The following is a 23,492-nucleotide window of genomic DNA, read 5'->3' as shown; positions in this document are numbered from 1 at the left end:
TCCTAACGTGTAGAGCCGGACATGGGATCGAGATGCAATTCGACCTTGGCCTTGTCGGTGGTCATGTAAGTGACCTCATAATAGCCGCTTTGGCTCCATTCCACCTCCGAGATATAGGCAAAGCCCTCGCGGGCTTCGACCTTCGCGATGATCTGCGACAGCTTGAGGCTGCCCTGTGGAGGTAGAGCGGTGCTGGTGGTCTGAGCGCTGGCCACCCCAGCAAGAAGCAGAAGGCCGGCAAGGGCCCCGACTAGTCTTCCCATTGCGCATCCCTCATGTTTCGAATGCACAACAAAAACCAAACAGAAGGCTTTAGGTTCCCAAGGACGTCGCCCCGGGACGTCGGCCAGGATCACGCGCCGACGCGGCTCAGATCCATCGTCAATTCGATGACCAGCCCTTCAGAATGCCATTGGCGCGAAAATCCGCCGAACTGGCTGGCGGCCAGTCGCACGAGACGGCTACCGAAACCTTCCGCGCCCGACGGCTGTACCTTCGGGCCGCCGAGCTCGCGCCACACGATGATGGCATCGCCGTCACGGCGCCCGCATTCGATCTCCACCCGGCCTGCCGATGTAGAAAAGCTGCCATATTTGGCAGCATTCGTAGCAAATTCATGCAGAAGAAGCGCAACCGGCGTAACCGCGCTTTCCGCAAGTTCGAAATCGACCCCCTCAACTGTGAACCGCTTGCGCTCACCTTGCGCTCCTTCCACATAGGGAGCCAGAATGGCCTCGATCAGCGCGTGCAGGGTCGCCGTTTTCCTGAAGCCGTTGTCGACGGTTCCGGAAGCCAGGGTCAGGGCATGCGCCCTCGACAGCGCGCCCAAGCGATCGGCGACGATCGAGGCGAGCATCGCCGGGGTTTCGGCGGAGGCCACGCTCAGATTGACGATGCTGGTTGCAAGGGCGAACAGGTTTTTGACCCGGTGATCCATCTCATGCAGGAGAAGTTGTTGCTGCTCCTGGGCCCGGCGTCGTTCGGTGATATCGCGCGCGATCTTGGATGCACCGATGATGATGCCATCGGCATCCTTGATCGGAGACACGCTCAGCGAGATATCGACCAGGCTGCCGTCCTTGCGCTGGCGGATGGTCTCATAATGGTCGATCCGCTCCCCTGCCCGGATGCGCGCCAGTATGGCGGGCTCCTCATTATGCCGGTCGGGTGGAATCAGCATCATCACCGATCGGCCGATCGCCTCGGAAACGCCATAGCCGAACAGATGCTCGGCCCCGGCATTCCAGCTGGTGATGATCCCCTCGAGATTCTTGGATATGATCGCGTCGTCCGAAGATTCCACGAGCGCGGCCAAGCGGCGGGCGGTCTGGTCGCCGTGGTGACGCTCTATCGCAAAACCCAGTTGACGGGCAATGATCAGCGCCAGTTCGCGCTCTTCATCCGCGAAAAGATGGGGTGCCTCATAATAGAGGGTGAATTTGCCGGCCATGCCCTGGCTGACCATGACCGGAATGAAGGCCAACGCACCAATGCCCTCACGCCGGGTCAGCGCCGCAAGGTCGGGCGGTAGATCGGCCTGAGCGATGTCGTCTATATAGACGGGCGCCGGCTCCTCGTCGCCAGGCTCCCATGGCGAATGTCCCTCGACACCGGCCCTATATTCTTCCGAAAGCCACCGCCAGGCCGCAAAACGCAGGACGCCCCCGCCATCGAACCGCAAGATCGATGCACGCGTGCAGCCCAGCATGTCATCGATGGCATCCAGGGCCGCGCTGTAGATCTGATCGAGATTGCGTGCGCGATAGAGCCGATCGGTGAAGTGGAAAAGCGAACTTTGCTGGCGCATCCGATGCACGAGCGGCACTTGTTCGTGCGAATCCGCCGCCCCAAAAGCGAGCGTCGGTTTTCCACTCAGCTCCTCCTTCTTGGTTTTCAACGCCGACCCAGCCCTACTTATCTCAAAGACCCGGCACTATTGCTCGATACCCGCTCCGAGATCGATCGGCATATGAGATGCACCACCCTGCCTCGAAGTGCGGTAGAATACCACTATCTCAATAGCGGCGCCCTTCGGATAAATACACTCCAAAACCCGGCCAGCCAAGTCTTCGACCGCCTGACAAAGGCAGGATCTGCTTCATGGTAAAAAGTGTCGCAGCCAGCAGCAACCTAGCCGGATTCATGCCTTTTCAGGAGGTGTTCTCACCGGCATTGCTGCGGTTCTTGCCTTTGGGCGCACCGGTCTGGTCTTTCGGTGTTTCGCCGTGCTTGAGCTTTTCCGCCTCTTCGTTCCGCCCCTTGTCGTTGGGGCGTCCCAGGGGCTCCATCGCCTTTTTCTCGGGCATCGTGCTCCACTCCGTTGATATATGGTTTTCCAACGGCCCGGAGACAATTCGGTTCCAACCTCATGAGGATGCTGTGTTCGCGGCGGCGTCAGCGGATGGACGCTTTGCCCTCCTTCTTGTTGTTGGTGAAGCGCGCATTGCCCAGCCCCGTGCCGATCGTCAATATGCCCCAGCGCTTGACGTCGCCCATGCGAGGCACCTCCGACAGGCCCTGGACCACGGCGTCGTTGTGAAGAACAACGTGGCTTTGCTGCCCCCCGATCTTGGGCACGAATTTGAGCAAGGCTGCCGGCAGGTTGAAATTGTCGCTTTCCCAATTGGAGCCCGGCAGATTCTGGCCCCCGCGTGCGATGGATCCGTCGGATTTGATGGCGCCCGGACAACCGACACCGATCACCGGGGTAAGGCTGATCTTGTTCTTCTCAGCCCGCGAACGCAGATCCTGCAGCATCTCTCCAAGCCGACCGATTGCCGCCGTTCGCGCCGGCTCGTCATCGGCATGGCGCCAGATCAGGAGCTTTTCAACTTTTGCCCGGCCAAGATCGGCTTGCTTGTCGACCTGGCTCAACACGATGCCGGCCCGGATGTTGCGCCCGCCAATGTCCACCGCCAGCATGCCGTGGTGATTGGCCAGCACATAGGGCGGCAGCAGATGCAGGCTGCCGATCAACCCCGCTTCATCCGGATGATTGGTGATTGGCACCACCTCTACCGAGCCCTCGTCGGCGCTGAGCAGGGCCTGGGTTCTTGCAATCGCCAGTCTTCCCACACGGCTTTCCCGAAAGCCTCCGCCGATGACGATGCGTTCGGTGCGTCGCCAGGAGGCGGTTCGCAGGAAGCGCCGGATCACGCTCGACAGCGAGCGGGCAAATTCCTCCAACGCACCGTGCACGAGTGCGGCGCTGTTCAAATCGTCGCCGATCAGCATGTCGTCGATTTGCCTGCGCTTGATTTCCTCGGTGGCTTCCTCACCCAGGGGATCATTGCCCGTCTTGCGGTAGAGCAGGCGCAACTCCTCAAGCTTTCCGAGAAAGGCTCCCGTATTGGCCTTGTCGCCGACAAAGCCCTCCTTGTCGCGCAGGCCGATATTGTAGCCATCGACGCGGACGGAAGGCAGCATGTCGCCGCCGTGATTGAGAAATTGCCAGCCCGCTTGATCGTTCATTCCCGAACCCGTCGATCCCCTCGGCAACCGTTGTTGCTGGCGACAACCAATCGCACACGGGAAGGTTCCCCCCAAAGTCTGCCCCGAGGCCGGCAAAAATGGCTCGCAGCCGGGGGAACCCTCTTCCGCGCGTGTCGTTCGGTAGGCAAGCAGGCATTGAAGCGGACCCTCGGGTTTGCCTGAAGTCGTCGAGGCTGAGCGGCCGACGCCCGCGGCTCACCCCTTTTGCAACCGATCCGACAAAGGAGACCGACGATGTCGCACGCATCCTATCGCATCATTGGCACCGCCGAAGGCTGGGTCATCGAGCACGATGGCCAGCGCGGCGGCGGATACGAACTTCCGGAAGCGGCTTTCGAAACCGCAGTCACTGCTGCCTCGCTGGATCTCAAAGACCGCCGAAACGTCAACATATCCGTAGAATTTCCGGAAGGTCCCGAAGATGGCGAGGCCCTGGCAACCGAATCCGAACCGGCCCGTCAGCGCAGCCAATTCGACAGCCCGAGCGGCAAAGCCGAGTGATGCTGAAAGTGGCAATCGCCATCGTCGGTTCGGGAGAGATTGGGAGAACGACCGACATGTCCCGCATCAAGGCTTTACGCGTCAGCATCGATCGGGGCGAAAGCGGGGGATGGGATTCCGTCTACAGATCGGATCATTATTCTGCCCGGCATGGATGGCGAACCGGGCGGTAATTCTCTAATCCTGATCAGATACGTTTGGCCCAGGCGGCATCGACGTTCCCTGCCAGCGTCATTTTCCGAGGTGCCTCATTTATCGGTGCGCCGGAATCTGGCCGAATCCATGCTGGCCCTGCGGAAGGAGTACTCTATGACAAAGGACCAGCTGTCCTCCGGCGGCATCCTAGCAGGCAATACGATCCTGGTTGCCGACGATGAAATCATCATCGCGCTCGATATCGAGGATACGCTGGCATCCGCCGGCGCCCGGATCGCGGGTCCCTGCCTGACTTTGGCCTCCGCGCTGGAGATCACCGATCAGCAATCCATCACGGCCGCCGTTCTGGATATAAGCCTCGGAAGGGATACGAGCGAACCCATCGTCGACTTGCTCGCGGCCCGTGGCATTCCCATCGCATTCTGCACGGGCAAGATGCTTCCAGAAGCCTTCCGGCAGAAAGTTCCCGACGCGCCGGTTCTGGGCAAACCGGTTCAGCATCAGCTATTGCTGGAAACAATGGCCCGCCTGACCAGGCAGTAAAGGTCTGGGCAGTAAAGGTCTGGCGCGGCGCCATTCCTGGCGGATCCTTAGACTGTTCCAAACGCTCCATGGAACATGCACAAGTTTGGGTGGTTACAGGCAAGCACTGGTGGAAATCGTTAAGCGCCGGCCTCGAAAGAAAAGGCCACGGCGTTTTCACGCGAACTCCACCAGGGCAGAAGGTGCGGCAGCCGCATTCGGCCGGATTGACTCAAAACAAGTGACGACCCATGCAGCAACTCCACGGCCTACGTCTCCTCATCGTCGAAGACGAGATCTTTCTCGCGGGCGATCTGGCCGACTATTTCGAGCAGAAAGGGGCTGTGATCCTCGGGCCGGCATCAACGATCGAGGCGGCGCAATGCCATGTAAGTTCGGCGAATGCGGCCATCCTGGACGTCAACATCAATGGCAAGATGGTCTTCCCGATCGCGGACCGCCTGCTCGCACTGGGGATCCCGTTCGTCTTCTTCAGCAGCTATGACGAAGACGTCATCCCCTTGCATCTCAAACATGTCGACAATGTTCGCAAGTCGGGCGACCGTCACGCTTTGCTTGAAACCCTGTTTGCGGCGCGTCGCAGGACGCAGGATGAAATCAAGGGCCTCGCCGGGGATCCGACCAATGACGTGGCCGGTTTCCTTCCCGAACTCAGGCTCAGGGCACGCCAATATCTTCCCGGCAAGGCTGCCGCCGACCGGCTGGTCGAACAAACGCTGCTTGCCGCCATCGATCTGGCGGATGGCAAGCCCGGAGATCAGGATACGCTTCCCTGGCTTTGCGAGATCATGGATCGGGCTTTCATTGCCATCGGTCACCAACTGCTCGATTGAACGGCACAATCTTCGAGTTTCTTCCGCCGAAATTTCAGACCAATCCGCCGGTCTTGGACACAGCGGAACCATGAAGGGCAACGACGCGTTGATGTCCCGTAGTCGATCGCGTCTGGAGATTTCATGAGCCGCAACACCCTCATTTTGCTGATTGTCGTAATCGTAGCGGCTGCCGGTATTGGCGCCTACATCTACCATGAGCAAAACAAGAATACCGTTGAAATTACTATTGGCGGCCAGGGCGTCAAAGTTAAGGGGCCCTCCGATTGAGCGGCACGCGTCGCGCTTGAGCCTGAGAGGCCGCAGCCGTGATGAGACACCCGGCACCATTGCATCAGTGCACATCCCTATGCCGAAGGTAATGCGAGGATTGCGTCCTGCGTCCGGAACATTGTTCGGTAAGGATGGTTAGCAAGGCCATATCGAGTCCGTCCCCGCGACTTGCGAGGACGGCAAATACGACAGGACCTTTGCAAGTGACTTCCCCGCACAAACCTCTTAGTCTGTTGGCAGGCGACCGAGGAAACCGCTCCTTGACGTTCTTCGGCTCGAGCAAGTTGCCCCCGACCAACGGCGAGATGAGCAGTTCAGTGGACAACGATCAGAAGAGTGACAAGGCCAGATCCACAGACAAGGAAGTGGCGCGCATTCTGGCCCGCGTCGAGCGGGAACCCATTCCGCAGCGTCTGCTGGAACTTGCCTTCAAGCTGCAAAGGGCTTTGAGGGACGCCAAGAAGGCTGGCTAGAGCGCGTGGGATTAGAGAGCCGACCAGCGTTCAGTTGCGAACGTGGTCTGGAACCAAGCCGCCTCGAGTGCGGTGGGGAATCCTCCATGCCGGGCCGCTCGCAACACATTCCGATCCACAAAATTGCCACCTGACGGGCAAACGATCGAACGCTTCTTGTGCGAGACTTGACGAAGATGATCCCTGACCATCTTCCGGAAAGGAGACATCATGTACAAGCTTCTGCTCGCACCGATCGTCCTGGCTGCCGGCATTGCCACCAGCCTGGCCCAACCCGCGACCAATCCGCCGGATTCGCCCGATGACGGCGTTATCGAGCGGGCTCCCGGCGAGATCAGAACGGTAACGGTCTCCACTCTTGACGAGCTGTCGATTCCTCAGCGGGTCATGGTCAATCAGCAGATTGCCCAAACAGGCCCGAACGAGCTGCAGCGCATGAGGAAGGTCATCGCCGATACACCCCGCCTGCAAGCCGCGCTGGAGGATCATGGCGCAGCGCCGTCCTCGGTGATCGCGATGACATTCGATGACACGAACGAGGTGACGCTGGTTATCGCCTCGTAAATGGCCTTGGTCCACGGCATGTTTGCCCTGGTTTTCGAGATCTCGGTTGTCCTGTCTGAACACTCGGGCACCGCAGACTGAACCGAGGTCTGATTGATTTTCGCGCCTTTGGCTCGGACAATCTGGCGCTGATTTGCCAGCTCCTTTGTCAGTCGTCTGCCTGGAAACAGAGCCGCGTTCCAGGTCTCGCCATTGCGAGGAATGCCAGCAGATCTTCACGCCTCATCGAGGCGCAGCCGGCGGTGGGACCATATCCCTCGCTGGCAATATGAAGGAAGATCGCACTGCCTTCGCCGGGAACGATCGGCGCATCGTTCTGACCGAGAACCACGACGATGTCGTAAAGATCATCGTGGCGCCACATCTCTTCGTGGCTGGCGTCGAACGGGAGCCGGACCGGGCGGTTATAGTCGGGATGATCGGGCGCGTCGCACCAGCCGTCCTGCGGATCGATGGCCGTCGTTTCGAAAACGGATACCGGGGCGGCCGGGAATTTATCGGCGCGATAAAGCACCCGGCGGATCGGCCAGCAGCCGACCGGGCTGACGCCGTCGCCCTCGGTCTTCTCTCGGCGGATGCCGCTGCGACCGACAGCCGCGCGCCAAACCTGGTCTGCATAGACAGCCTGCCAGCTTTCGCCACTGCGCTTCACGATCAAGTCCAAACGCGCCTCCTTCAAGATACAAGCGGGAAATGGCAGCTGACGACCCCACCACCCTCGACCAGGAAACACCACGCCGACACGATCGGCGACCTTATCCTGCCTGGGTGGTATTCTGCCATGGCCCGGCCTGCTCATGGGCCAAGACATCCGAAATGTCGACCCTGCGCCGGATGAGCCTGAACACTTCGCCGTCGATCAGAACCTCGGGTACCATATCGCGTGAATTATAGGTCGAAGACATCGAAGCGCCATAGGCTCCGGCATTGTCGAATACCACAAGGTCACCGCTCTGGATCTGCCCCAGCGTCCGGTATTTGCCGAAGACATCGGAGCTTTCGCAAATTGGACCGACAAGAAGGCTCGGCCGTGCATCCGCATCGGCCCGCGGATCGTGTACCGTCAGTGCAGGATGGCGAGCATCGTACAATGCCGGCCGCATGAGATCATTCATTGCGGCATCCAGAACGACGATGGAAACGCCCGCTCCATCCTTGACGTAGAGAACCTCGGTAACCAGCGCCCCAGCCCTGCCAACGAGCCAACGGCCCGGCTCGACATTGAGCGCGCAACCCAGGCCAGCCACCGTCTGCTTGATGATCGCGGCATATTCGGCAAGATCGGGGCCATCGCATACGTCGTCCCCGATGCCCAGCCCTCCGCCCAGATCCAAACGCTCGACCGACAGGCCTCTGGAACGCAGATCACGCACGAGTTCAGCCATGACAGTCCAGGCGTCGCGGAAGGGAGAGAGATCAAGGATCTGCGAGCCGATATGCACGGCCAGCCCCACCATATGCAGCTCGGCGCGGGAAGAGGCTGCGGCATAAAGGGCCGGGATGTCATCGATGGCAATGCCGAACTTGCTATCTTTTCTGGCTGTCGTGATCTTGGCGTGGGTCATGGCATCGACGTCGGGATTGACGCGCAACGCCACGGGCGCACGCAGGCCCATTTCACGCGCGACCGAGGCTACGGCTTCAAGCTCGGCAGGGCTTTCGACATTGATCTGATGCAAACCAGCGACCAGCGCCTGGCGGATTTCCGCACGGGTCTTGCCCACCCCCGAAAAGATGATGCGGGAGGCAGGAACTCCGGCAGCCAATGCCCGCGTCAGCTCACCCCCGGAAACGATATCCATTCCGCACCCGAGCTGGGCGAATTCCTTCAGGACGCTCAGGTTTCCATTGGCCTTGACTGCGAAACAGACACGCGCTCCTAAGGGCGCAATCGCCTCGGACAACTCGGCATAGGCCTGTCGCAGCGTCGAGGCGGAATAGCAGTAAAATGGCGTGCCTACCGTCCTGGCGATATCGCTCAGCGCGACGCTTTCGCCATACAGCGCGCCGTCTCGCCGGGCGAGCCAACGCGGTGGCCTGTCGGTGGTGGCAGGAGGAGCGATCTCAATAATATCGGTCATGATGGCGCGCAGCACTCTGTTCGTGTCGCGAAGCCATTACAAATCGCCACCGGATTGTGAAATGCTTCATTCGCACCCCTTATTCATTCTCGATATATAGATATCGGTCGGGGACAATGGGGTGGAACATGAATTTGAGCCTGCGCCAGATCGATATCTTCAATGCGGTCATGGTCAATAAGAGCGTTACCGCTGCCGCGGCGCGGCTGGGTAGCTCACAACCGACCCTCAGCCGTGAAATCCGTGAAATGGAGCAACGTATCGGCTTCGACCTGTTTCAGCGTTTCGGCAAAAGGCTGACACCGACCGAACAGGCAATCCTGCTGCATGAAGTCGTCTTGCGTTCCTTTATCGGGCTTGACGAAATCAACCGTGCCGCTTCCGCGATCCGAACCCGCAACGCGGCGAATTTCCGCATCGCCAGCATTCCAGCCTATGCGGAATCCATCATTCCCCGCGCAATCCGGCTCCTTGTGAAAACCCGTCCCCCTGTCCATTTCTCTATCCATTCGCATGAGGAACATTCGCTGCGCCACGAGATGACAACACAGGTTTTCGATCTTGGCCTGGCCGAAAATCTATTCGGCCCCGAAGGGGCGACGACCGAGACCATCCCGGTAGGGGATATGGTCTGCGTTCTGCCGAACAATCATGCACTGGCAATGCATGAGGCGCTTTCGCCGACGGATTTCTCCGGGCAGCCCTTTATCTATTTCGGTCAGAACGATCCCTATCGCCACAAGCTTGACCATGTCTTCCTCGCTGGTGGCGTAGCCCGCAACTATGCCGCGGAGACGACCACGGCTGCCAGTGTTTGCGCAATGGTAGCGGCGGGAGTCGGAGTTTCTGTCATCAATCCTTTGACGGCTGCCAGCTACACGGGTCGTGACGTGATGTTCCGCCGCCTGACGGTTTCGGTGCCCTACAGCCTGTCAGTCTGGCGTCCGATACGCAGCAAGCGCGCCGTCCAGGCTGAAAAATTCGTCGCCGCCCTGCGCCAGGCCTCCACTGAAATGTCGGTAGAGCTGCAACGGATTTTGGGACCCTAGATGTGGTCTCGCGGTGCAAGAATGCGAATTGGCTTTGAGGATTGACACCTTCCTCTTCAGGTCCCACATGCCCGGCAGCCTCGCCGATAGTCGGCAAGATCGGCCTTCGGAAAGCGGGGATAGTGCCGGGCCATTCTCATCGGGCCGACGGCGCGATGGCCGTATTCGTGATTGCCACGCCTGGGGCCGGTTCCTGCACCCTGCAGACCGCGCATGTTTTGTGGCCGTGCCATGACAAACGGAATCATGGCTGTGGCTTTTTCCCTCGAAAGGCCTTTTGATCGATCCGCGAGGTCTTATGCCAAGCGGCAATGAAAATGCCTCTTGGTTCTGTCCCACGATCTTCGCCAGATCTTTGATTGGGTGTCGAAAATCGTGAGGTGTTCAGGTCTTGTATGTGTCGGAATGGTCGAGACTTGGTATTGGTGAGGTTCAAGGCAGTGTCACGTATCTGGAAGGGCAGTTCGAAGCAAAGGCATGGCAAAAGCTCGCACCGGATATGCATAGGCATGCTGACTTTCCTCGCGGCCCTGTCGTGGATATTGCCGAGCCGCCCCGCCTCTGCCGGTCATCAGAGGCATGAAACACAGGCCCTGACACCTTGCGTGGCGCTAACCTTCGATGACGGGCCGGACGCGACGTTGACACCTCGCCTTCTCGATATTCTGGCACGTGAGAAGGTGCACGCGACGTTCTTCGTGGTCGGCAAACGACTGGCTTACTCGCCCGGCCTGGTACGACGCATGTTTCTTGAAGGCCATGAGATTGGCAACCACACGTTCGACCACCGGGCGCTCACCGAACTGACAGATGGCGAAGCCATCGCCGAAGTGGAAATGACGGACGAAGCCATAATGGCGGAAACGGGCCATAGGCCCGATGTTCTGCGCCCACCTTGGGGTAAGATCGATGCTCGTATCGAGACCGCATTGCGTGGCGCTGGCCTATGGCGCCAAATAGTCTTCTGGAACTTCGACTCCTTCGATTGGCTGGACGACGAAGCGCCCCTGACCAAGCTGATCGGCGCCGGCGCACCGGCAGGCGCTGTCATCTTGATGCATGATATCCATGCCAGCACCATCGAGGCCGTGCCAGACATCATCCACACTCTCAAGATGCGAGGCTTCCGGTTTGCCACGGTTGGTCAACTGCAGGCATGTCGGCACGGGACCGACCCCGCCACCGTATCGGCAGCGCCTTTTGTGCGGCCTGCACCGTCTCATGACTGGTCGCATGGCGCCTTCGCCCATGTCATGGATAGCATCGCCCCCTTGGAGGAATATCTCGCTCATCGGCTCGGCTCCTGATCGAGAGGCTCCAGATCCTCCCATCCGCCCGTCGCCTGGGAGCCTTGAGGGATATTGTCATGGTGCCGCTTCCAGAGCGGCGGGCCGTTGAAGGCGCCGTGCACACCGTCACCCTCGTTCCACTCACATGCATCAAACCGCGCGGCAAACCGGTGAGCTGCGGATTTGCTTTAGCTGCTTTTCGGTCAGTGCCAATGGCGTCGGCCCGTTGCTCGATGTTGCGAACATCAGGTTGCGCGTGCTGCCCGAATGCACGGGTGAGAAAGAACTCGTCAGCATGACGTGGCCGATCTCGTGCGCCGGATCCCAACGCGAGCAATCATGCGTGACGGCGCAGGCTGGCTTGCCGATGGCATGGCCGCCGCAGCCCAGCACGTTATTCTCCTGGAACCTGTTGACGAAGAACAGCTTCACGTCGCTGACGGGAACCGGGGTTCCAAGAGCGTGAAGCTCTGCGAACTCGCCCGAATCCATCTGCCAGGTGCAGTTCTGACCCACCACGTTGAAGCGGTTCTCTTCCTCCTGCGTCAGGCCGAGCGACTCGCCGGAGGCGAAGAAGATCTCGATGCCATATTGGGCGTAGACGGCCTGGGCACTCGACAGGATGCGCTCGAACGGCACGTCGCTCAGGGCCAGCGAACGGAAATGCACTTTCACACGGTGCTTGAATCCGCCAATCTGCTTGTCGATCTCGCGGATGGTCGCCTGCCCCAGCTTGCCATCGTCGACGAGAGGCGGGTTGCGCCGCTGGAACGCCTTCACCACCGATTCCGTCTCGATGCCGTAGACCCCGTCGGGGCTGTAATCCTGGCTCTGGGTCGAGACCGGCATGGCGAAGCCGAGATCGATCAAGGCCATCTGCAGGAGATGGACATGACGGCCGGACATGCCGCGCAACAGAACGTCGTTGCCGGCCTCGATGCGCTGCAGAGAGGGTTCATTCTTGAAACGAACTGATGTCAAAGCCATGATGGCTTTCCTTTTCGCTGTCTGCTTGACGATGTTTCCGAATAATTCCAAGCACTATCCAGGTCTTCGATATGGAAGATCATGACCATCCATGCGGCTCTTCATCATTTGGGCGCTTGAATATGTATCTGAAGAAATCAACCGGCTTGACGTTGCTTCTGGCTGCCCAACCGATGCCATAGGCCTTTTCCGGCCCCTGGATGATGGAATAGGCCTTCGCTTCCTTCGAATAGTGGACTTCCTCGCCGCCATACCAGCCCCATTCGACCAGTTGGATGATCGCTGTCGAACCGCTGACGGTGCAGGAGTCGATCAGGGCGATATGCTCATAGGGTGAGGCCGCACAATGGGTGACGACCACATCGCCCTGCTGGATATCCTCGATCCTGGTCCGGCGCCGGGCGGTCGAGGCATAAGCATCGATGGAGGCAGAGGGGCTGCCGCCATAATAGTTGCCGACCAGCCCGTTGCAGTCGAGCGTGATGAAATCCGTCGCATAGGCCTGGGCCGTCGCCCGGGCGCAGGGCTGTCCCGCAACATCCTTGCCAGTGCCGATACGGCCGATCGCATAAGCGAGGCGGAGCGTATCGATGATCTCGTCGGGGCTGCCCTTGCCGACAAAGGCCTGGATGAAGGTGGTGGCGTAGAAGTCCTCGGTCGGCTGGATCAGGCCAAGCGGCTGCTGGTCGAAGAAGAACTTGCTCCCGCACGGCTTGTTGACATTGCCATGGTGAGCCATTCGGAGCGCCGCCGCGAAGGCCGCGTGCTCGCGCTGCATCACCTGGCCGGTGCCGGCTTTGCCGTTTCGGAAGTCCCAGCCCGAGCCATACATGCTGATACCGGCCGAGATCAGCTCATTGTTGAGCGGGCTGTAGAACTTCAGATAGGTGTATCGGTCCAGATATTCTTTAGGCGTCACGGCGGCTCCCTGCGATCGATGGACTGAAAAATACTTTCAGCTCAACTGATATGCGCTCGAATAGGTGTATCGATGTCTTATACTACGCCTCCGGTACCAGCCGAACATCCTCCAAAGACAGGAGACGACACAGATCCAAACCTGAACCTGCCCCTGGGCGTAACGCCACAATGTGCACTGCAACCTCAGCGCTTTACGGCGTTTCGGTGACTGCCTGCGGCTGATTGATCAGCGTGCGAAAGTCGGGAACGGCGCTCCCGCCTGCAAGGCCAAGTTTCATGTCCTTGCGAACGAATTTGTGAGGCACGGTTTGTGCAGGAGGAAAGTAGGCGACGTTAATCGTGAAGCCGATCACCTTCGTGTTGAAGAATGTCGCGATGGACTTGACGAAGCTCTTAAGCTGACCGGTATGGCAGGCATAAAGAACGATTATTGCGTTCTCGGCGAAACGAGTACGAATTTCTGCCACTGTTACTTTTTTCTTTTGGTTTCCGGAACCAATCTCGAAGAATACGCCGGGTTGATTGAGATTGTTCATGCTCGTCGGGTCCATAGCCGTCAGATTGTCCCCAGAGCTGTTGGTATTGATCATGACGTCTGCCCGCCCGACGGTACGTCGTTGGATCTGGCCGCTAAAACCAATAAGATCCTTATTGGCGTGGGTGAAAAGGTTAAGCCGGCTGATACTGCCGGGTGGCTGGATGAAAATGGCACCCAGCATGTTGCCGAATGTGGGCGTGACTGCGACTGTCCCGCCTGGGATGGCTGAGAAATCAAGCGTGCCGGGCTCCCAGCGATTGGCCGCCAACTCCTGCAGGAGATCGTCATCGCTCATCGCGGTGTCCCACTCGAATTGCCCGACCAGATTCAGTTCCTTGGCGCCGCCGGACGGGGGCACGCCGACCTTCACCTGAAGAAAGGCCTGACCACCCATGCTCGGAAAGCTAGCGATCAGATTTGCGCCCGAGGCCATGGCCATGACCGTCGCCGTGCCGGCTTCGACGGTACTGACAATTTGAAAAAGCTGTGGGGTTCGGCGCACTTCCATCCCCCCCACCGGCCCGGCCATGGTTCCATCAGAATCCCGAAGGGTGGCGATATCGCTGTCGATCATCACTCTGCCGCCAACGGCGTTCAGGACCTCGAAGCTCCCGACGCCGTAGGGCGGAATTTCCAACCTGGCAGCTGAACCGGAAAGGCTCTCGATGCGACCGGCAGAAGCACTGGAATTTTGAACGAATGCCACCTTCGACTGGGCAGACCTAATCGAAAACTGAGATATGGGCTTGATCTGAACCGGGGCGGGCGGGACAGATTCTCGTTTCAATATCTCCACATCGAGACTCGCCATCGTCATTTTGCCAACGATGTTGTCGGCCTGTGTCTGATAGCTCGGATTGATAATGTTCCGTTTCCGCTTGTAGGCGAGCACCGCCGCAGCGGTCTTCGGCCCATATTGTCCATCCGGCGTGATGGTCGCGCCATCCAGCTCGATCAGGGCTTGCTGAATTTTCCTGACATGATCTCCCACAGCGCCGGGCATGATATGGGCGGGGTCGGAAATGGCTGCGGCTTCAAGTTTCTGATCGCCGCGAAAGAGCTGTGATTGAAGAGGCATGGGGTAATCCTCATTCTGGTGCCAGAAGTCCTTGGAACGTTCTCGTTTGAGCCAGGCGGGATTTCCTCAAAACGCACCTTTTCCTCTAACTCTTTGTTTTAGATTACCTTCTTGATCGGCATACCCGTCTATCACTCTGGAAAATGCCCTAGCTCACCGCATAGGCAAACGCGCCATCCTCCACCCCCACCCACGCTTCCTCGATCTGCTTTCCTGCGATCGCCTTGCCGAGAATCTGCTGCGACAGCGCCGGCAGCAGCGTGTTGGTGACAATGTTGTCGACCATGCGCCCGCCGGAGTCCGGGTCTTTGCATTGGGAAACGATCTTCTCCACCACGGCATCGTCGTAGCTGAAACGGGCGCCGTGATTGTCACGAATACGCTTGCCGATGCGGTCGAGCTGCAGCCGCACGATGGCGCCCAGCATGTCGCCCGACAGCGGGTAATAGGGGATGGTGACGATGCGCCCCAGCAGCGCCGGCGGGAAGACCTGCAACAGATGCGGCTTGAGATCCACCGCCAGCGCCTCGGGTTCCGGCTTTTCCGAACCATTTGCCGCGGCATCCATGATCATGTCGGTGCCGGCATTGGTGGTGAGGATGATCAGCGTGTTCCTGAAATCGATGCGCCGGCCCGAGCCATCCTCCATCACGCCCTTGTCGAAGACCTGGAAGAAGATCTCGTGCACGTCGGGATGGGCTTTCTCCACTTCGTCGAGCAGCACCACGCTATAGGGCCGGCGGCGCACGGCCTCGGTGAGTCGGCCGCCTTCACCATAGCCGACATAACCGGGTGGCGCGCCCTTCAGGGTGGAGACTGTATGCGCCTCCTGGAATTCCGACATGTTGATGGTGATCATGTTCTGCTCGCCGCCATAGAGCGCCTCGGCGAGCGCAAGCGCCGTCTCGGTCTTGCCGACGCCGGAGGGGCCGGCGAGCATGAAGACACCGATAGGCTTGTCGGGATTGTCGAGCTTGGCGCGGTTGGTCTGGATGCGCCGGGCGATCATCTTCAGGCCGTGATCCTGGCCGACCACGCGTTTGGCCAGAATCTCGCCGAGGTTGAGGATGGTTTCGACTTCGTCCTTCACCATGCGGCCGACCGGAATGCCGGTCCAGTCCGAGACCACCGAGGCCACGGGCTGCTCGTCGACATAGGGGTAGACCATGCGCTTTTCGGGATCGATCGCGGCGAGGTCCGCCATGATCCTGGTAAGCTTCTCGCGGGCAACCTCCACCCCCTCGCCGCCTTCGACGATATCGCGGCGCGCGGCCATCAGGTCGGCGACGATGGCCTTCTCCTCGCCCCAGGCCTGCTCTAGCGCTACCAGCTTCTCCTTGGTGGCGACGATGAGCTGCGTCACCTCACCGATACGCTTCTCGTCGGCATTGCCGACATCACGCTCACGCTCCAAGGCCTTCAGCTCGCGCTCGCTCGCCTCGATGGCGACGCGCACATCCTCGACGGCGGCCGGCGTCGCGTTCTGCGAGACCGCCACGCGCGCGGCGGCGGTGTCGAGCAGGCTAACCGCCTTGTCCGGCAGTTGGCGCGAAGGAATGTAACGGCTTGACAGCTTGACGGCGGCGACGACAGCGGCTTCAGAAATGTGGACGTTGTGGTGTTTTTCCATCGGCGCCAGCAGGCCGCGCATCATGTTGCAACACTGCTCGATGCCGGGCTCGCCGACATTGATCGGCTGGAAGCGGCGGGTCAGCGCCGGGTCCTTCTCGATATGCTGGCGGTATTCCGACCAGGTCGTCGCCGCGATCGTCCTGAGCGTGCCCCGGGCCAAAGCAGGCTTGAGCAGATTGGCGGCGTCCCCCGTGCCGGCCGCGCCGCCGGCGCCGATCAGCGTATGCGCCTCGTCGATGAACAGGATGACCGGGATCACCGAGGCCTGGACCTGGTCGATCACCGAGCGCAGGCGCTGCTCGAACTCGCCCTTCATCGAGGCGCCGGCCTGCATCAGGCCGATATCGAGCGCGTAGAGCTTGTTGCCCTTGAGCGGCGGCGGAACGTCGCCGGCCGCGATGCGTTGCGCAAAACCTTCGACCACCGCCGTCTTGCCGACACCGGCCTCGCCGGTCAGGATGGGATTGTTCTGCCGCCGCCGCATCAGCACGTCGATGACCTGGCGGATCTCTTCGTCGCGACCGACGATTGGATCCATCGTGCCGCTGGCGGCACGCTCGGTCAGATCGACGGCATAGCGATCGAGCGCAGCGGTGCCCTTGGAGGCAGGGCCCCCTTCGCCGCCCGCCCCCTTCGCGACGGGGCCCGAGCCATCCATCGGACGCATATTCTCCTCGGCCGATTGCTGCCAGATCTTGCGGTGCTCATTGGTGAGCCGCTCGACATCGATCAGGCGGAACTGCTTGGAGAGACCATTGAGCGTGCGCGCCAGGCGCGGCTCCTTCAGGATGGCGGTGAGCACATGTCCGGTCCGCACCTGGGTTTCGCCAAACATCAGCGTGGCGTAGTTCCAGCCCTGGCTGAGTGCATCGAAAATATCGTCGGAAAAGCCCGGCAGCTCGGTCTTGTTCATGGCAAAGCCGGCGGTGACGGCGCTGAGATCGGCCAGCAGCCGGCCACCGTCGAGCTTGAAATGGGCCATCGTCAAGGCAAGATCACTGCGGTCGGCCTGCAGCACCGCTTGCAGCCAATGCGCCAATTCCAGATTGCGGTTGCCCGCGCCCTGGGCCAGGCGGAAGGCCTGCATGAAGCTGTCATAGCCGAGCGGATTGAGTTTGCCGGTGAGGACTTCAAGGCTGACGTCGGCCATGGCAACTACCCCTTGCTCGGTTTACGGCGGCGCTCGGCGCGGATCTCGGCCGGATGGAAATGGCAGTCCCAGCGCATGCGGTCGGATACGGCGTCGGGGCCCCCTTCCCTGCCCATCCAGCAGGTCCATCCCAGGCGGCCGAAACCGCCGAGCTGAGCGGGTTTGGTCTTGCTTTCCGCCAGGCCGAACTCGACGTCGTAGATGAAGGCTTCACCAAGATAGAAGCGGATGATATCCGCCAGCGGTTCAAAATGAAGGCCGTCGGGCAGGAAGGTCTCCAACTCGTCGAGATCGGCGACTTCCAGCCTGATGCGAAACTTGTCTCTGAGGCTGTAGGCCGAGCGGCCGATGATGCTGTCGACACCGAGCGCGCAACTGCCGGCCGCCAGCACCGCCTGCTCGCGCTCCTCGAGCGGCAGCCAGACTCCGACGAATTCCTGCACCTCGACTTTGGCGTCGAACAGCCAGCCGAGCATGCCCTCGATGCGCGAGGCGCTCTTGACCGCCGGGGCCATCAGGCCGGCCAGCGCCAGCTTGGAGAAATCATGGAGCCGGCCGCGCCCGCGCATGGCTGGCGTGCCGATGCCGATCATGGCGCCGAGATAGGTAAGGAACTGGTTTTCGTCCGGCCGGTCCGCCTGCACTGCCGGCCGGGCATTGGCCCAGGCCCGGAAGAACAATTGCTGGAAGCGGTTGTTGAAGATATCGAGGAAGCGCGCGAAGGCCACCTCGCGCATATTGGCCCAATGGGTCGCTTCATAACTGGTGTGCAGCGGCAGCGCGCCCTGCGGCCCCAGCATACCAAGGAAGCGGCTTTCCACTTCGGCAGGACCGCCTTCCGAAGCGCCGATGCGACTGACATTGGCGTCGGAAAAATCGATATGGGGCTGCTGGCCCAGCTTCGCCACGGCCTCGGCCGAGGAGGCGCTTTCGCCGATGCGCGGCTTGGTGCCCGCCAGATGTTCGAGGCGACGCATGAGGTCGAGGAAATCGTAGTTCCCCGGTTCCTGCGGAAGGGAGGCAGGCCCACTCATAGCTGGGTCCGCCGCCCGAGCTGTGCCGGCCAGCGCATGATCTCACCGCGTTCGGTCGAGCGGATGACCGTCTCGACCACGTTGTTCAGGCCGACATATTCGGTAAGGAAGCGATCGAGGATGGCGCCGAGCACAAAGATGCCACTGCCCTCGAAATGTTTCTCGTCGAGTGTCACCGTGACTTCCAGCCCGCGTACGACGCCCGCGCCGGTACGTTGACGGATGCGCCGGGTGATCGGCTTGCTGTCGACGGCGAGGATGCCCTGGATGCGCCTCTCGATAGCGGCGCTGCCGCGAGTGGCGAAGAGCGAGAGGATTTCGCGTAGCGATGCCGCCGAATCCCGCGTGCCATAGCCGGAGAGCCCGAAATGATTGAGGCTCAGCATGCTGATCAGCCGCCAGGCCGAGGTGCCGCCCGCGCCATGCTGGCCGCGCGCCTCGGGATCGGTCGCGATGGAATCGCGCGGCAGGGTCGGCCCGACCACGCAATCGACCCTCAACGTGGTCCTGTCTTCAAGAATGAAATCGGCGCCCCCCTGCCCGATAGGCAGATGCTCGGTGAGGTGGCGGTTCGAACACAGAGCCCGCAGGCTGAGCTCGGCGACATGGAGGCCATCCGCCCTGTCGCGATGGTTGGTGAGCGTGACGAACATGTCGCTGCCGACATATTGTGTCGGCTGGGCATTGCGCCGCTCCTCCTGCGAGCGACGGCGCGGCAGGCGCCGCACGGTATAGAACATCGTCTCGGTGGTGGAGACGCCGAGCGGGGGCGCGGCATAGAGTGGAAACACCTCCATCTTGTCGCTACTGCCGGTGACGTGGGCATGCATCCTGATCAGGCGGTGGGCTTCGAAATCGAGATGGCGCGAACGATCGGTGACGATGTGATATTCGTGCTCATTGTCTCTTATCGGCACGCGCGCCAGCTGCATCTCGAAGAGATTGGAGGCGGAGGCCGCGTATAGGGCAAAGCTGTCGGCCCTCACCACCGATTGCAGCCGGCTGTCTCCCTGCGCGAAAGCGATGACGATGTCGCAGCGATTGGTCCTGATCGCCGACAGGATAGGCTTGAGATTGCTTAGCTTGAAGCCGAGGAACTTCGCCGGCAGCACGAAATATTCGCGCAGGAGATCAAAACCCCTGAACACCCGCCGATCGGAAGGAAACAGCGGCTCGTCGGGAGCAAAGCCGATCTGGGTCAGACAGCTCTTGGGCAGCGGCACGATGATGGGGTCGCCGGCCTCATCGAGATAGCGAAAATAGATGCCGGTGGCGGCGCCGAAGAGCTGCTCATAGAGCCTGACCGCATCGCCCTCATGGCCGATGAGATGGAAGGTCAGCTCATCGGTCCGGCAATTGGCAAACCAGCAGTCGGGCCGCTGTGCCACCTGCTTGTCGGCGGGCTCGGTAAGGCGATCGGCCGCGGAGCGCCGCAACAGGGAAAGCCGCAAGCCCGCTTGGCTGGTCGGGCTCGCTTCGATGCCGAGCGCCTGCAACGTCGCCGGCCCGCTCAGGAATTCGGCTTGGCCGAGTTCGAACGGCCATAACGTGATCTCGCTGGCGAGGCGGTATTTACAGGCAATGCGGCGTTCCCGCTCGACGAAGCGCGCATCGGCATAGCAGCCGGCGGCGATCTTCATGCCGTCCTTGAGATTGGGATCGCCATAGGGCGGTTCCACCCGCAGCAGCGCCGCCGACGGTACCGGTGCCAGATAATCGGGCAGAAGCTGGTCGAGCAAATTGTCGGTGAACTCGGCATATTCATGCTTGAGCTTGAGCTGTACGCGGGAGGCCAGATAAGCGGTGCCTTCGAGCAGCCCCGCGATCATCGGATCCGTGTTGTTCTCCAAAAGCCCGCCCAGGCGCTCGGCTACGCCGGGAAATTCGACCGCGAACTGCTTGGCTTCCTCCTTGAGAATACCAAGCTCGCGATTGTAGAGTTCGAGGAATTCACGGTTCATGGCGTCACAATCCGAAGACTCTGATCTTGCCGCTCTCGACCTCGACATCCGCCACGAACTCTACCGGAATATCGGCGGGCGTCGACACCATTTCAGCGCTGATATGAAGCTTCAGCTGTCCGGAAGCGCTGTCGTCGAGCGGTTCACTGGTTATGACCACCGAGCCCGGCACCAGCCGGCAATCATAAAGTTCCAGCCTCTGTTTGAGGAGATAGGCGACCCGCTGCGCCGCTTCCGGGCTGGCAACGATCGCGGTCAGATCCGGCACGCCGAAATTGAGGATCGAGGCGGCCACGGCGTCGCAGCCGTTGAGATCCTCGATCGCCGCCAGCTCGACAGTGTTGAGCAAGGAGGCAAGATCTTCGCCGAGTTCAGAGCGCAGCACGACCTCCCCGACCGCCGAACGCGGCGAGGTACGCCGACCGGCAATGACGCGCTCGCCCGCATCGTTGCGGGTGTCGATGGGCTTGGCGGCATCGCGCAGGCGGAAGGCCTCCCGAAAGGCATGCATGATGGGAGGAACGAAACGATCGCTCTTGGCGGCTCGGGAACGGGTCACATCGATTTCCACGCTCTGGAGCGTTTTGCGATTTGACGAAATCGGCAAGAATCGCAAAGGCGCTCTAGCCAATCCTTTGGATTGGCTTGGAAACAAAGAGTTAGAGTAAAGAAGCGTTCACACGTAACCGCGCTTTGCTCTAGAGGCTGTTATGGACCGTGGTTGAGGAACAGTCCTTGCAGAGGCGAGCGGCCGTCACGCCTGTACGGCCGCCCGGTCCCTGATTGGATCAAGAATTAAGAATCCTTGCCCGTGGCGACGTTGAAGGTGAACTCGATGGGGCCGCCATCGGCAGCGCCGCTCTTGTCCTGGGGCTGGTACTCGTCGTGAATTTGTTCATAGGTGACGGAGAAGCTCTCCATCCCGCCGCCATCCGATCCGCCGCTCTTCTGATAGCTGGTAATGAAGCAATTGGTGAGCGTGACGGTGATATAAGTGAGCTTGTCCTCACCAGCCGCCTTGCGCGCGACGAGCTTCACCTCGTCGATATGATTGCCGAAGGCGCAATATTGGAAGATCGTCGCCGAAGCCTTGTCCACGGCCTTGGTGCAATGCAGGTCCTGCAGGACCGACTTGCCCTTGCCGCCGCCAGTGCCGCTGCCGAAGGTCGAGGAGTTGGAGCCGCCGATGCTCCAGCTCAGCAGCTCCATATAGCCATCGAGGCCATCCTGCTGGGTTTCGCCCGTGATACCTTTGATATTCAGTAGTGCGTCAGATTGTGCCATTTTGCTCTCCTGTGCGTTGGATGATCGGCCTTTGTTGCGATGCGCATGGCCGTTCCACACGGACATGAGTCATCGTTCGCTCGTCGGAGCGTTGGCGCAGGCCGGCTTCTTTCCTTTGGTTACCTCTGGCTACCGGGCAGTCTCGAGACGAGGCTGATACCGATATCCATTCCTTCGAGCTGGTAGTGCGGCCGCAGATAGAACCTTGCGCCGTAATAGCCGGGGTTCTCTTCGTCGGGGAACACATCGACCTTGGCCGCGGCCAGCGGTCTCTTGGCCTTGATCGCCTCGGTCGAATTCTTGGGATCGCCATCGACATAGCGATTGATCCAGGTCTGCAGCCATTTCTGCAGTTGGTCCTGCTCCATCGTGGCGCCGATCTTGTCCCGCACCATGCATTTTAGATAATGCGCAAAGCGCGAGACCGCGAACATGTAAGGCAGGCGGGCCGAAAGGTTTTCGGAGGCCGTCGCCTCATCCGTATCCATCTTCCTGGGCTTGTAGAGCGACTGCGCGCCGATGAAGGCTGCCTTGTCGGTGTTCTTGCGATGGATCAGCGGCAGCACGCCCGATTTAGACAGCTCCGCCTCGCGCCGATCGCTGATGGCGATCTCGGTGGGGCATTTAAGGTCGACGCCGCCATCGTCGGTGGGAAAGGTGTGCGTGGGCAGGTTGACGACTTCGCCGCCCGACTGCACGCCACGAATACGCACCGTCCAGCCATATTCCTTGAAAGCGCGGTTGACATTCACAGCCATGGCATAGGCGGCGTTCATCCAGGCATATTTGGTGCCGTGATGGCCGTCCGTATTTTCTTCGAAGGCGAATTCCTCCACCGGCTCCGACTTCGCACCATAGGGTTGGCGCGAGAGCACACGCGGCATGCACAGGCCGACATAGCGTGAATCGGGCTGGTCACGCAGCGAGCGGAAGGCGGCATAGTCGGGCGTATCGAAGATCTTGCCGATGTCGCGCGGATTGGAGAGTTCGTTCCAGCTATCCATGCCGAACAAGGCCGGATTGGCCGCCGCGAAGAAGGGCGCATGCGCCGAGGCCGCGATCTTGCTGATGTCGCGCAGCAGTTGCACGTCGGGCGGTGAATGGTCGAAATAATAGTCGCCGATCAGGGCGCCATAGGGGTCGCCGCCCAGCTGTCCGTACTCGGCCTCGTAGAGCTTCTTGAAAATCGGGCTCTGGTCCCAGCGGGCGCCAGGATAGACCTTGAATTCGCGGAAAAGCTCCTCCTTCGACACGTTCATGAAGCGGATCTTCAGCGTGGTGTCGGTTTCGGAATTAAAGACGAGATAATTGAGGCCGCGCCAAGCACTCTCCAATTTCTGGAACTCGGGCGCGTGGATGACTTCGTTGAGCTGGATCGAGAGCTGCTCGTCCAGCTTGGCGATCATTGACTCGATGGTATCAAGGACATCTTCCTTGACCAGCGAGGTATCTTCGAGCGCCTGGCGGACCAGGGTATTGACGGCGTTTTCGACCTCGCTGGCTGCGCTGTCGTTGCGCGGTTTGAAGCTCTTGCGCAGCAGGCTGGAGAAGGTCTCCAGATCACGGGTTTCGGTCGCGGGAAGGGTCTGTGGGGTAGCAGTTGTTTCGGCCATATGGCTGAACTCCTGACTTGATCTTCTGGCTTGGTCTACT

23 protein-coding genes are annotated in these 23,492 nt (G+C 60.4%); 8 read left to right on the top strand and 15 right to left on the bottom strand.

Translation table 11 applies throughout. The annotated features are described in order from the left end of the window. Window positions 1–2: 2 nt before the first annotated feature. From ACN6KF_RS30420 to ACN6KF_RS30405, 4 genes are all read right to left on the bottom strand, one after another. On the bottom strand, window positions 3–263 hold the full coding sequence (locus ACN6KF_RS30420; RefSeq protein ID WP_434960613.1) for a PepSY domain-containing protein: 261 nt from the start codon (window positions 261–263) through the stop codon (window positions 3–5). Window positions 264–352: 89 nt separating this feature from the next. Then, window positions 353–1,807 (bottom strand): PAS domain S-box protein, encoded by a 1,455-nt coding sequence (locus ACN6KF_RS30415; RefSeq protein WP_434960612.1) that lies wholly within the window; start codon window positions 1,805–1,807, stop codon window positions 353–355. Window positions 1,808–2,150: 343 nt separating this feature from the next. Then, complete coding sequence (locus tag ACN6KF_RS30410; RefSeq protein ID WP_434960611.1) at window positions 2,151–2,306, bottom strand: hypothetical protein; 156 nt, start codon at window positions 2,304–2,306, stop codon at window positions 2,151–2,153. An 88-nt stretch (window positions 2,307–2,394) separates the two neighbouring features. Further along, window positions 2,395–3,471, bottom strand: coding sequence for an ROK family protein (locus ACN6KF_RS30405; protein ID WP_434960610.1), 1,077 nt, complete (start codon window positions 3,469–3,471; stop codon window positions 2,395–2,397). A gap of 255 nt (window positions 3,472–3,726) precedes the next feature. Between ACN6KF_RS30405 and ACN6KF_RS30400 the strand changes: the two genes are divergently transcribed. The 6 genes from ACN6KF_RS30400 (at window position 3,727) to ACN6KF_RS30375 (ending at window position 6,835) form a co-directional block, all read left to right on the top strand. Next, window positions 3,727–3,993 (top strand): hypothetical protein, encoded by a 267-nt coding sequence (locus ACN6KF_RS30400; protein WP_434960609.1) that lies wholly within the window; start codon window positions 3,727–3,729, stop codon window positions 3,991–3,993. Between the two features lie 282 nt (window positions 3,994–4,275). Continuing rightward, window positions 4,276–4,692 carry a response regulator gene (locus tag ACN6KF_RS30395; protein WP_434960608.1) on the top strand — a complete coding sequence of 139 codons (417 nt, stop codon included), beginning with the start codon at window positions 4,276–4,278 and terminating at the stop codon, window positions 4,690–4,692. A gap of 230 nt (window positions 4,693–4,922) precedes the next feature. After that, window positions 4,923–5,525 (top strand): response regulator, encoded by a 603-nt coding sequence (locus ACN6KF_RS30390; RefSeq protein ID WP_434960607.1) that lies wholly within the window; start codon window positions 4,923–4,925, stop codon window positions 5,523–5,525. Between the two features lie 123 nt (window positions 5,526–5,648). Next, entirely contained in the window at window positions 5,649–5,795 is a 147-nt protein-coding gene (locus ACN6KF_RS30385; protein ID WP_434960606.1) for a hypothetical protein, read from the top strand. Between the two features lie 263 nt (window positions 5,796–6,058). Further along, on the top strand, window positions 6,059–6,271 hold the full coding sequence (locus ACN6KF_RS30380; protein ID WP_434960605.1) for a hypothetical protein: 213 nt from the start codon (window positions 6,059–6,061) through the stop codon (window positions 6,269–6,271). A 210-nt stretch (window positions 6,272–6,481) separates the two neighbouring features. After that, on the top strand, window positions 6,482–6,835 hold the full coding sequence (locus tag ACN6KF_RS30375; RefSeq protein WP_434960604.1) for a hypothetical protein: 354 nt from the start codon (window positions 6,482–6,484) through the stop codon (window positions 6,833–6,835). 148 nt (window positions 6,836–6,983) lie between these two features. Here the strand turns inward: ACN6KF_RS30375 and ACN6KF_RS30370 are convergent, their stop codons facing one another. Both ACN6KF_RS30370 and lysA read right to left on the bottom strand, forming a co-directional pair. Beyond that, the gene (locus tag ACN6KF_RS30370; protein ID WP_434960603.1) at window positions 6,984–7,499 is read right to left on the bottom strand and encodes a L,D-transpeptidase family protein; all 516 of its coding nucleotides are present in this window, start codon (window positions 7,497–7,499) and stop codon (window positions 6,984–6,986) included. Window positions 7,500–7,590: 91 nt separating this feature from the next. After that, window positions 7,591–8,916, bottom strand: coding sequence for a diaminopimelate decarboxylase (lysA, locus tag ACN6KF_RS30365; RefSeq protein WP_434960602.1), 1,326 nt, complete (start codon window positions 8,914–8,916; stop codon window positions 7,591–7,593). Between the two features lie 128 nt (window positions 8,917–9,044). Here lysA and ACN6KF_RS30360 point away from each other — a divergent pair, with 128 nt between their 5' ends. Further along, window positions 9,045–9,965 carry a LysR family transcriptional regulator gene (locus tag ACN6KF_RS30360; protein WP_434960601.1) on the top strand — a complete coding sequence of 307 codons (921 nt, stop codon included), beginning with the start codon at window positions 9,045–9,047 and terminating at the stop codon, window positions 9,963–9,965. Window positions 9,966–10,570: 605 nt separating this feature from the next. Continuing rightward, window positions 10,571–11,272, top strand: a complete 702-nt coding sequence (locus ACN6KF_RS30355) for a polysaccharide deacetylase family protein (RefSeq protein WP_434960600.1) — start codon at window positions 10,571–10,573, stop codon at window positions 11,270–11,272. Between the two features lie 132 nt (window positions 11,273–11,404). Here ACN6KF_RS30355 and ACN6KF_RS30350 read toward each other — a convergent pair whose 3' ends face one another. The 9 genes from ACN6KF_RS30350 to tssC all read right to left on the bottom strand — a co-directional run bounded on the left by ACN6KF_RS30350 (window position 11,405) and on the right by tssC (window position 23,452). Continuing rightward, entirely contained in the window at window positions 11,405–12,241 is an 837-nt protein-coding gene (locus ACN6KF_RS30350; RefSeq protein WP_434960599.1) for a peptidoglycan-binding domain-containing protein, read from the bottom strand. 79 nt (window positions 12,242–12,320) lie between these two features. Next, window positions 12,321–13,160, bottom strand: coding sequence for a hypothetical protein (locus ACN6KF_RS30345; RefSeq protein WP_434960598.1), 840 nt, complete (start codon window positions 13,158–13,160; stop codon window positions 12,321–12,323). A 193-nt stretch (window positions 13,161–13,353) separates the two neighbouring features. Further along, window positions 13,354–14,778, bottom strand: coding sequence for a peptidoglycan-binding domain-containing protein (locus ACN6KF_RS30340; RefSeq protein WP_434960597.1), 1,425 nt, complete (start codon window positions 14,776–14,778; stop codon window positions 13,354–13,356). Between the two features lie 148 nt (window positions 14,779–14,926). Beyond that, window positions 14,927–17,560, bottom strand: a complete 2,634-nt coding sequence (gene tssH / locus ACN6KF_RS30335; protein ID WP_434960596.1) for a type VI secretion system ATPase TssH — start codon at window positions 17,558–17,560, stop codon at window positions 14,927–14,929. Window positions 17,561–17,565: 5 nt separating this feature from the next. Beyond that, the gene (tssG, locus tag ACN6KF_RS30330; protein WP_434960595.1) at window positions 17,566–18,594 is read right to left on the bottom strand and encodes a type VI secretion system baseplate subunit TssG; all 1,029 of its coding nucleotides are present in this window, start codon (window positions 18,592–18,594) and stop codon (window positions 17,566–17,568) included. Beyond that, window positions 18,591–20,555, bottom strand: a complete 1,965-nt coding sequence (gene tssF / locus ACN6KF_RS30325; protein ID WP_434960594.1) for a type VI secretion system baseplate subunit TssF — start codon at window positions 20,553–20,555, stop codon at window positions 18,591–18,593. The genes tssG and tssF overlap by 4 nt, the downstream gene beginning before the upstream one ends. Before the next feature lie 4 nt (window positions 20,556–20,559). Next, window positions 20,560–21,114 carry a type VI secretion system baseplate subunit TssE gene (locus ACN6KF_RS30320; RefSeq protein WP_434960593.1) on the bottom strand — a complete coding sequence of 185 codons (555 nt, stop codon included), beginning with the start codon at window positions 21,112–21,114 and terminating at the stop codon, window positions 20,560–20,562. A gap of 236 nt (window positions 21,115–21,350) precedes the next feature. Then, on the bottom strand, window positions 21,351–21,839 hold the full coding sequence (locus ACN6KF_RS30315; protein WP_434960592.1) for an Hcp family type VI secretion system effector: 489 nt from the start codon (window positions 21,837–21,839) through the stop codon (window positions 21,351–21,353). A gap of 119 nt (window positions 21,840–21,958) precedes the next feature. After that, window positions 21,959–23,452 carry a type VI secretion system contractile sheath large subunit gene (gene tssC, locus ACN6KF_RS30310; RefSeq protein WP_434960591.1) on the bottom strand — a complete coding sequence of 498 codons (1,494 nt, stop codon included), beginning with the start codon at window positions 23,450–23,452 and terminating at the stop codon, window positions 21,959–21,961. Between the last annotated feature and the right edge of the window lie 40 nt (window positions 23,453–23,492).

Source organism: Labrys methylaminiphilus subsp. lupini, from assembly GCF_051161885.1.
In the GTDB taxonomy this organism is placed as follows: Bacteria; Pseudomonadota; Alphaproteobacteria; order Rhizobiales; family Labraceae; genus Labrys.
The sequence above is the reverse complement of the archived record's forward strand: the minus strand, read 5'-3'. Positions and strand labels throughout refer to the sequence as shown.

Bases quoted from the DNA above. Each gene is read 5' to 3' on its own strand.
- ACN6KF_RS30410 (WP_434960611.1), bottom strand. From the start codon at position 2,306: ATGCCCGAGAAAAAGGCGATGGAGCCCCTGGGACGCCCCAACGACAAG.
- tssH (WP_434960596.1), bottom strand. From the start codon at position 17,560: ATGGCCGACGTCAGCCTTGAAGTCCTCACCGGCAAACTCAATCCGCTC.
- ACN6KF_RS30420 (WP_434960613.1), bottom strand. From the start codon at position 263: ATGGGAAGACTAGTCGGGGCCCTTGCCGGCCTTCTGCTTCTTGCTGGG.
- ACN6KF_RS30395 (WP_434960608.1), top strand. From the start codon at position 4,276: ATGCTGGCCCTGCGGAAGGAGTACTCTATGACAAAGGACCAGCTGTCC.
- lysA (WP_434960602.1), bottom strand. From the start codon at position 8,916: ATGACCGATATTATTGAGATCGCTCCTCCTGCCACCACCGACAGGCCA.
- tssC (WP_434960591.1), bottom strand. From the start codon at position 23,452: ATGGCCGAAACAACTGCTACCCCACAGACCCTTCCCGCGACCGAAACC.
- ACN6KF_RS30350 (WP_434960599.1), bottom strand. From the start codon at position 12,241: ATGGCTTTGACATCAGTTCGTTTCAAGAATGAACCCTCTCTGCAGCGC.
- ACN6KF_RS30360 (WP_434960601.1), top strand. From the start codon at position 9,045: ATGAATTTGAGCCTGCGCCAGATCGATATCTTCAATGCGGTCATGGTC.
- ACN6KF_RS30415 (WP_434960612.1), bottom strand. From the start codon at position 1,807: ATGCGCCAGCAAAGTTCGCTTTTCCACTTCACCGATCGGCTCTATCGC.
- ACN6KF_RS30375 (WP_434960604.1), top strand. From the start codon at position 6,482: ATGTACAAGCTTCTGCTCGCACCGATCGTCCTGGCTGCCGGCATTGCC.
- ACN6KF_RS30400 (WP_434960609.1), top strand. From the start codon at position 3,727: ATGTCGCACGCATCCTATCGCATCATTGGCACCGCCGAAGGCTGGGTC.
- ACN6KF_RS30405 (WP_434960610.1), bottom strand. From the start codon at position 3,471: ATGAACGATCAAGCGGGCTGGCAATTTCTCAATCACGGCGGCGACATG.
- ACN6KF_RS30385 (WP_434960606.1), top strand. From the start codon at position 5,649: ATGAGCCGCAACACCCTCATTTTGCTGATTGTCGTAATCGTAGCGGCT.
- tssF (WP_434960594.1), bottom strand. From the start codon at position 20,555: ATGAACCGTGAATTCCTCGAACTCTACAATCGCGAGCTTGGTATTCTC.
- tssG (WP_434960595.1), bottom strand. From the start codon at position 18,594: ATGAGTGGGCCTGCCTCCCTTCCGCAGGAACCGGGGAACTACGATTTC.
- ACN6KF_RS30315 (WP_434960592.1), bottom strand. From the start codon at position 21,839: ATGGCACAATCTGACGCACTACTGAATATCAAAGGTATCACGGGCGAA.
- ACN6KF_RS30340 (WP_434960597.1), bottom strand. From the start codon at position 14,778: ATGCCTCTTCAATCACAGCTCTTTCGCGGCGATCAGAAACTTGAAGCC.
- ACN6KF_RS30390 (WP_434960607.1), top strand. From the start codon at position 4,923: ATGCAGCAACTCCACGGCCTACGTCTCCTCATCGTCGAAGACGAGATC.